Genomic DNA, 8,515 nt, shown 5'->3' with positions numbered 1-8,515 from the left:
ACGTATTCCAGAAGAAAGGGTATCAAAACGATTGGGCTGGAGAAGGACTGGTATCTGGTACCTACTTCTACATCCTTTCTGTGGTGGATATCAACGGTAATCCGACCGAATTCAAAGGATGGATTCAACTTATCCGAAAGTAATGAACGGATGAATTGAAAAACTATTCAGGCAATAACCTCAGAAAAAACAATCGTTATGATCTATACTAAATTGAAAAAATACGGAACGCTGATCCTTTTCCTGGCCCTTGCGGGCTGGGCAAAGGGCCAGCAGCTTCCTCAGTACAGCCAGTACATGTTTAATGGCTTGCATATCAATCCGGGCTATGCCGGGTACAAGAATGAAGGTTATATACAGAGTACCTACCGAAACCAGTGGGCCAATTTTCCCGGTGCACCCAAGACTATGACCGTGACGGCCGACTTCAGTGCCAATGAAGGCACGATGGGCTTCGGAGTGTCATTTGTGGATGACCGTATCGGTCCGACTGTCAATTCCGGAGGATTGGTGACTTATGCGTACCGTCTTAGAACTGGAACAAAATCTCATTTGGCTTTGGGCCTGAGTGCTGGTTTTGCCCGTTACGGAATGGATGCCAATCAGTTGGTTCCCAATGACCAGAATGATCCGCTTATTCCGGAAGGTAAAGTGAATGTGACGGTTCCCAATCTAAACACCGGCTTGTTTTTCCATACGGATAAGTTCTACGCAGGGGTGAGTGTCTATAATATGATCGGAAAGGATGCTGCTAGTAAAGAAGATGTTAGTTTGGCTTACCATGATCTTCACTATTATTTGACCGCGGGTGCTATTTTTAAAATCAATGAAAGTGTAAAATTCAAACCATCTTTCTTAGTTAAGCAAGTGAAAGGCAGTCCGACTAATTATGATCTCAATTCTATGTTTCTTTTTAAAGAGAAATTATGGCTGGGTGGTTCCTTTCGTTCCAATGCGAGAGTCTTCGAAAATTCCCTTCAAGAAGATTTGATACGTCGAAATGCCGTAGCAGCTGTAGTGGAATTTTTTGCCACCCCGGATTTACGTATTGGTTATGCTTACGACCATAATCTAAATGTGCTCAATAGCTATGGAAACAACTCACACGAGTTCTCTTTGGGATATTACCTGAGAGCCAAAAACACAGTAATGAAAAATCCTAGATGGTTTTGATGATGACGAATAACAGCTTGAAAATATCCTTACTGACTCTGATTCTCACAGGATCTGTGTCATTGAATGTGTTGGCTCAATCAAGCCGTCTGCAATATGCGGACAAGCAGTATGAGTTGGCCAATTATAGACTTGCGGCAGATGAATATGCCAAAAGCTATGCGGTAAAACAGGATTATGCTACTGCCCGAAAGGCAGCACAATCGCTGGACGCCATCTATGCCTACTCGGAATCCTACGGATGGTGGAAAAAGGCGGTATCCTACGCTGGTGAAGCGACGAAAGAAGATTATGCAGCCTTGGTGAAAGCCGGATATCGTTCGGTTCAGAATTACAATCCTACAGATGATCTGCGTGGTTCAACCTATGGCGCGGGGGATTTTGAGGAGTTTTCTGCCCCTAAAGCCACACAGGTTGCATACCGGGTATATGAACTGAAAGCCATGGAAGGGGTTAACTCCAACTCATCGGATTACAGCATGACAGGCGCCAAGTCCGGAGTGCAGTATTTTGCCAGTAACCGCGGCGAGGGAGGCCAGGCCAAGAAGTCCGGAGTCCGCTTTGATGCGAAAGGCAGCAAGTTCAGTCGCAACTACTTCAAGTCTGATGGCAAGAACTATTACGGTATTTATGCCAAGGCAGTAGGCAGCGATGCCAAGAAGGTAACCGTGGAAGGTTTTGAACTTTATCATTTGGCCGATCCCCAGCCGATGGCCAATGGAAAAATGATCTTCACGGCAACTCCTAACAAGCTTAAGAAACGTGATCAGGTGATTTATCCGGGAGTATTCTATGGAACCTTTGATGCCGCTTCCAACACGGTGAAAGACGTGAAGGCCTTTCCATACAATCAGACCAATGCCTTCGCGGTGATCAGCCCAAGAGTGGACGAAGAGCAGAAGCGGGTGTACTTCTCCTCCAACCGTCCGGGAGGACAGGGGGGCTATGACCTGTATTATGTGACCTATGACGCAGAGCTGAAGTTCTCTGAACCGGTGAACCTCGGATCGGGAATTAACTCCCCAGCCAATGAGCGTGACGGGTTTAGATACGGTAATGAGTTTTATTTTGCTTCCGACCGTAAGGGAGGATTCGGAGGGCTTGACGTGTACACTGCGCTGCTTGAGGGCAATGCGTTTGGTACAGTGAGCAACATGGGGCAGCCAATCAACTCGGTTGCTGATGACTTTGGATTTATCAAGTACGGAGCGACGGAAGCCTATCTGGGTTCGGATCGCGTAGGAGGTATTGGTTTTGATGACCTGTACATGGTGGCATGGGCTGACCGCAGCCTGAAGATCATGGTGGTAGATGCCGCAGGCAACTCGATCAAGGCGGGTACCAATTTACAGCTTTTGGAAGGTACCAAGAGTACAGACATCACTTCGGTAGGTGATAAGGAACTGGTAAACATGACTAAGAAAAGCAGTACCTATACGTTTGTGGCAAGCAGGCCGGGATACTTCACCCAGAAGTTGACAGCCACTCTGGCCAACGATCAGGAAGAGATCATTTTGAAAATGGCTGAGATTCCTTATGGAATTGAGGTGTATCAGGCGGTCATCTATTACGATTTCGACAAAGACTTTCTAAGAGAACTGAGTAAGGAAAAGCTAAACGAGATCATGTCTTTTATGGCCAAACATCCGGAATTGAACCTTGTGATCGAATCCCATACAGACTCTAGGGCTAGTGATAAATACAATCAGAAGCTCAGTGAACGACGAGCAAAGGTTGTATCCAAATACCTGGAGGAAAATGGGATTAGAGGTGAACGAGTAAGCTCCGCATGGTTTAGCGAATCCAGATTAGTAAACGACTGTGGTGATGGGGTACCATGTCCTCCATCGAAACATCAGCAAAATAGACGCAGTGAGCTGAAGCTGGTAGCATTCCCTGATCAAAGCAAAAGCTACGAGCTCCCTTCCGGAGCTACCCCTGCAGACTTTGCCAGCAGAGAGTTTGTGATTAAGTGGTTTGAAAAAAAATAATTATTTGTTCTTACAATCGGGTAACTCTCAAGAGTTACCCGATTGTAATTTCTTTTGGAATTGACTCAACTGATAATTAAGATCTTTTATTTATACTTAATTATTCTCTTATTTTAAATTTCATTTAAACCAGTAAACTTATTTATGTTTCCAAATCTTACCGGTAAGCAACGGTTGGTAAAAGTCGTTTTATTTTTATTAGTTTACTCGCTCTTTGTTATAGGATCGTATTATTTGATAAGTATGATTTTTGGGGTTGGTAGAGAGATTTAATTTTACTTTTTTTGGCATATTTTTTGAAGCTGTATTTAGCCTAGCGATAGTGCTTTATTTATAGTAATGGAAGCCGTCTAAGTTAATGTTTTACACGGATAGGTTGCCTACTCAGAAAACTTTGGTTAAAATTCTAAGGTCAATAGTTGGATTGAATTAAGTTTAAACTTGAATTATTAAAGTTTGAATTTAGACTTATGGTTTCGATCGTAATCAGTGTTACTAAACCTTATTATTTTCGTAAGTTGGATTACGTTTGAGAGGTAATTTTAATACGTAGTTTATCGTCGAGATTTGGAAATGATTTTCTGGGAAAATTGAAATAATTAATTATTAATTAAATCCTTAATTCATGCCTTTTCATTCTATAAATATTAAAATTGATCGCTTTTCAATATCAAAGAATTCTTTTCAACTAATGTTATATTTTTTTATTTTTTATTTCAGAATAACTTCAAATAATTATCCTTATTTTTTTTAAATCAATAAATCATGAATCTTATCTCATACTTTATTAGCCAGTGTGGAATAATTTTCAGTATTATATTTGATCTCATTCATGCTTTCAGAAAAGTTTTCTGTTGCTCTTATTTTGGTTGTTCTTCTTACGATGGTTCTAGAAGGTTGAAAAAATTTATTTTTTTTAGTACATCTTTACTGGTTTTTTTAGTAACTCTTAGTCTCTTTCCTAATGAGGCTTTCGGTCAAAAAAGAATTTATGCTACTAAAGATGATCTTGGTGACGGGCTTTATTTTGGTTGTAACACCAGTATTGAAGGTTTTTGTCCCAATTTTCAACTTGATGTAGGTTTAGCTTCTGATGGTCTTTTAGATACATATGGGGAGGCTGAATTTGGTGAAGAGGATCAATCTTTTTTTGGGGTATATTTTTTTGAAATTATAGATGATGGAGTTGGAAATTTTTTTTATCGACCCTTGGTTGAAAAAAAAATTGGAATCAAATTAGGATTTGATAACGATATTTTTGGAATCAATGAGTTGAATTCGTTTGTTCAAAGCATAAGTGTCTATGCTACTGATGAAATTGGAGAATATCTTTTAGATGATAGTGGTAATCCAATTAAGCTTGAATTTGATCCAGACTTGATTATTTCAAATCTTAAATTGGGTGTTTCAACTTTTGAAATTGTAACAGAGCAGATAAATACAGAATTCTATGGAATTAGAATGGATGTAGATAATACAAATGGTGATTTGAATGATTTACCCTTTTTAGTATATGAATTTTATGTTTTAGGTTCTACCTGTGATACTTACCTGGACTATTTATATACCAATTCTTTAAATAATGGAGGTGGTGTTTCTGGTACTAATGGAGGTGTATTGGATTTAAAGCCATGTTTGGTTTCAAATTGCCCGGGTGAGTTAGACGTTTCTTTTTTATTCGACTCCTTCTCCATTCCTGGTGATTTTGTGTCTATTATTTTTGAATTTGGATCAGATGTGACACTTTCTTCCATTGATGATATTTTAAAAATCCAACCTTTTTCGGATAATGAGCCTTTAGGTAATTCTTATTTGGATCTTGAAAATGTGAATTCGTCATTAATTAAGAATGGATCTAATTATTCCCTTAAATTTCCTATTTCAGTCGCTTTTAATCGCATAAAGATAGCCATTATTCAGGATGTTAAAATTAAAGACCTTCGTAGGGAATCTGGTGGGGGTACTTTAGATGTTTCTTTTCAAGCGCTTGAAAGAATAGAAAATAATGAGTTTTGGTTTCCTGCAGGAGGACCAATCACTTTAAGTCCGGAAATAATTGGATATAATGGGGATGTTGATTTTGAATGGGATTTGGATCCGGCATTTAATTCAAGTAATTCTTCAATGGATGGTAATGTCTTAACTATCTTTCCTTCTGATGGGTGTGCACCTTGTGATTATGTTTTTTTTGTAAGTGCTATTGATCCTGTTACTGGCTGTAAGTTAACTAAAGAGATTAATTTTAAAGCATTAAATATTAGAATTTTAACTAATATTGATTTTACATTAACTGGGAAGTTACAAACGAACAAAACTATACTTATTAACTGGGATTTAAAAAATAATTCTTATTTTAGATTTAATAAGCTTAGTCTTGAAAGAGCAGGTGATGATTTGATTTTTTCTTCTATTTTTAATGATTTAAGTTTAAATGAATCAAATATTAAGTCATTTATTGATTTATCACCGAAAATAGGCAATAATTTTTATCGACTTGTTGTTGATCATCCCACAATTCCTATTCAAGTTTATTCTCAAGTTGTTAATGTGATTAATTACAAGGATGAAAGTAAGGACGAGTATTTGCTTTATCCTAATCCATTTGTTGATAAACTGTTTTTTAAGACTAACCAATTGGATTTAAAGTCTGCCTATTTTTTTATTCACTCTCTGGATGGTGTTTTATCTAAAGAATTAGACAAGGAGGGCGAGGTTTATCAAAGTGGTGTAGTAGAATTCAATCTGGAATTTTTGCCTAATGGATTTTATATTTTTACAATTAAAGCTCCTGATTTTTCCCGTTCTTATCGGATTCTTAAGAAATAATTTGTTTGAATATTATCTCATTTCGGGTTTGGGGTGCCCATTTTTTACTTTTAATAGATGAATATAAAACGAATTAATTTTACTATTTGGATGTTTTTTATTTTTATTGAATGATTAGATTTTTCAAAACATATCAAATAAGTTCATTTTATTTTTTTTGGTATAAATTGGTTTGTTTTTTGATTATTTGGCTAGGCTCAAATTACTTAACTTTATGTTCAATTGGTCCAGTTTAAATAAGCTTATTGGTTTTGTTTTTATTTTCTGTTCCTCTTCTTCTTTTTTGTTTTCTCAAACTACCGTTTCTCCTATTTTCTTTTATCCCTCCTATGGTTATCCGGGAAGTTCTTTAAAATTATTTGGTTCCGGTTTGACACTTGATATGGAAGTTAGAATTGGAGATAGCGCTCCCTGTCAAATTAGTAATGTTACTTCAGATCAAACTACTTTGACTATCACCTTGCCCAATGATTTTGGTACTGATAAAGTTAAAGTGTATTCAAATGGCATTTTAATCTTTGAATCTCTTGGTGATTTAGCGGCTTTGTCCGGCCCACCCTTTGTTTCTAGCCCTGTAGAGGATCCCTCCAATCCTTATGTGGAAATACATTATGGAGATCCTTATTCTTATACAGTTATTACTGATTTTCTTGGGAATCTTGAGCCGAACCTTTCACCTCAAATTATTCCTTCATGGTTAAATTTCTACACTAATATTGAACGCGTAGTAAATGGGCAAACTATTAAATATAAAAATTATAATCCCGTATCTTTTGGAGATTTTGGAAATAACCTTATCGGAGGAGTTGCTGAGGATCCTTTTGGTAATGTCTATGTTAGTAATTCAACAGGTAGCGAGATTTTCAAGGTGAATTATCATACGGGAGACACCTTTTTGTGGAGAACAGGTCTTATTCCTCCTAGTGGTAGTAGTATTTATTCTCTCTATGTTTCTGAGAATTTTTTATTTATTCCTAGACAAAGTGCTGGTTCTGGATCCGTTACTAGGATTGAATTATCGGATCCGAATAAAACCCTAAATCCATTTGTTAATATTTCAGGAGGAATCTATTCTATTTTTCAATATGCTGGACGCTATTATATGCCAAATTATGGGTCAGGAAGAGTAATTGTCCGTCAAGGAACGACTTCTAGTGTTTTTTTGTCTGGATTGGCTTTAAATGGACCTACAAGTGTTTCAATAGATGAAAACTCCTCGACTTTTTTTTTAGGTACCGGTCAGCGAGGTGGAATAAATTCTTTTGATTTGAAAAACACATCTATCCCTTCTAATAGAATTTATTTTTCTTCTTTTTCAGATAAGTGGGTAGAGGGTTTAAATAGAAATAGCAGAGGAGATTTTTTTATCGCCCAGCGTAATGGGGGTTTGGTAAGATTTAAATCTTCTGACAATACGGTTATTCAGATCAGTGATACCGATACCGAAAATGTGCGAAGTATCTCCAACTCTGGAAGGGGGAGTGTAATCTATTCTAATTTTGAAACTAATAAACTTTTTAAGCTTCAGAATTGGGGTCTATTGGAAGGGACTCCTCAAAAGTCAGATCTGGGGATTCATCGGGTATTGCTCAAATCCAGTAGTGATGCAGGAGTAGAATACCAAGAGTTTTTTATTCGAGTTGTGGACCGAATTCCACCTGAATTGATTCAAGTTAGTCCTGCGCATCAGAGTATCCATGTTCCTGTTGGTACCTCGCTTAAATTAACTTTTGACGAAGAAATACAGCTTGGTACTGGGGGAAGATTAGCAATCTATTCTGGGACTTCTCCGGATCCTATACAAATTTTTGATCTATCCAATACAGAAGATCGCTCCAATCTTTCTATTTCTTCTGATCTAATTTCATTGAATGTTACTCTTAAGGAGAATCTCCCTTATGATGCTAAAATAACCGTTGCGGTGATTAATGATGAAAATGGAAATTTTATTGAGGATTTAAGTAACAATGCATTTCGGGGTTTTAGCTTTGAGTCTGAGTATTGGTATTTTCAAACTCAAAGACAACTTATTATAACTGCGAATAGTGATACAAAAACCTACGATGGTTCGACTCTCACTAATCCCGGCTATTCTCTTTCATCTGGTGTTTTATTTGATGGAGAAAGTTTGGTTTCTGTTACGGTAACCGGCAGCCAGACGGTTGTAGGCGAAAGTGCGAACGTGGCGAGTGTAGCGGTGATCAAAGACTCCTCGAATAACGATGTGACGTCCAACTACCAGATCAGCTATGTTGCCGGAACGCTCGAAGTAACAACAAGAGCAATCGAGATCACGGCAGCCAGCGATGAGAAAGTGTATGACGGCACGGCGCTTACTGACTCCGGCTCGGAAATCACCACCGGAAGCTTGGTCGCAGGCCATACGTATACCGCAACGGTAACCGGCAGCCAGACGGTTGTAGGCGAAAGTGCGAACGTGGCGAGTGTAGCGGTGATCAAAGACTCCTCGAATAACGATGTGACGTCCAACTACCAGATCAGCTATGTTGCCGGAACGCTCGAAG

General features: G+C 38.1%; 5 protein-coding genes. All 5 read left to right on the top strand.

The features are described from left to right. A partial coding sequence (locus tag ACFPIK_RS18050) for a T9SS type B sorting domain-containing protein (RefSeq protein WP_377917853.1) occupies window positions 1–143 on the top strand: 143 nt, incomplete at its 5' end. A gap of 55 nt (window positions 144–198) precedes the next feature. After that, window positions 199–1,173 carry a PorP/SprF family type IX secretion system membrane protein gene (locus ACFPIK_RS18045; RefSeq protein WP_377917851.1) on the top strand — a complete coding sequence of 325 codons (975 nt, stop codon included), beginning with the start codon at window positions 199–201 and terminating at the stop codon, window positions 1,171–1,173. Next, window positions 1,173–3,164, top strand: a complete 1,992-nt coding sequence (locus ACFPIK_RS18040; protein ID WP_377917849.1) for an OmpA family protein — start codon at window positions 1,173–1,175, stop codon at window positions 3,162–3,164. Before ACFPIK_RS18045 ends, ACFPIK_RS18040 begins: the two co-directional genes overlap by 1 nt. A 765-nt stretch (window positions 3,165–3,929) precedes the next feature. Next, complete coding sequence (locus tag ACFPIK_RS18035) at window positions 3,930–5,990, top strand: T9SS type A sorting domain-containing protein (RefSeq protein ID WP_377917847.1); 2,061 nt, start codon at window positions 3,930–3,932, stop codon at window positions 5,988–5,990. 214 nt (window positions 5,991–6,204) lie between these two features. After that, window positions 6,205–8,515 (top strand): Ig-like domain-containing protein (locus tag ACFPIK_RS18030; RefSeq protein ID WP_377917845.1); only part of this gene is annotated, 2,311 nt, incomplete at its 3' end.

This window comes from Algoriphagus aquatilis (assembly GCF_042657405.1).
In the GTDB taxonomy this organism is placed as follows: Bacteria; Bacteroidota; Bacteroidia; order Cytophagales; family Cyclobacteriaceae; genus Algoriphagus; species Algoriphagus aquatilis.
Note: the sequence above shows the minus strand (reverse complement) of the source record. Positions and strands in the feature narration are given on the sequence as shown.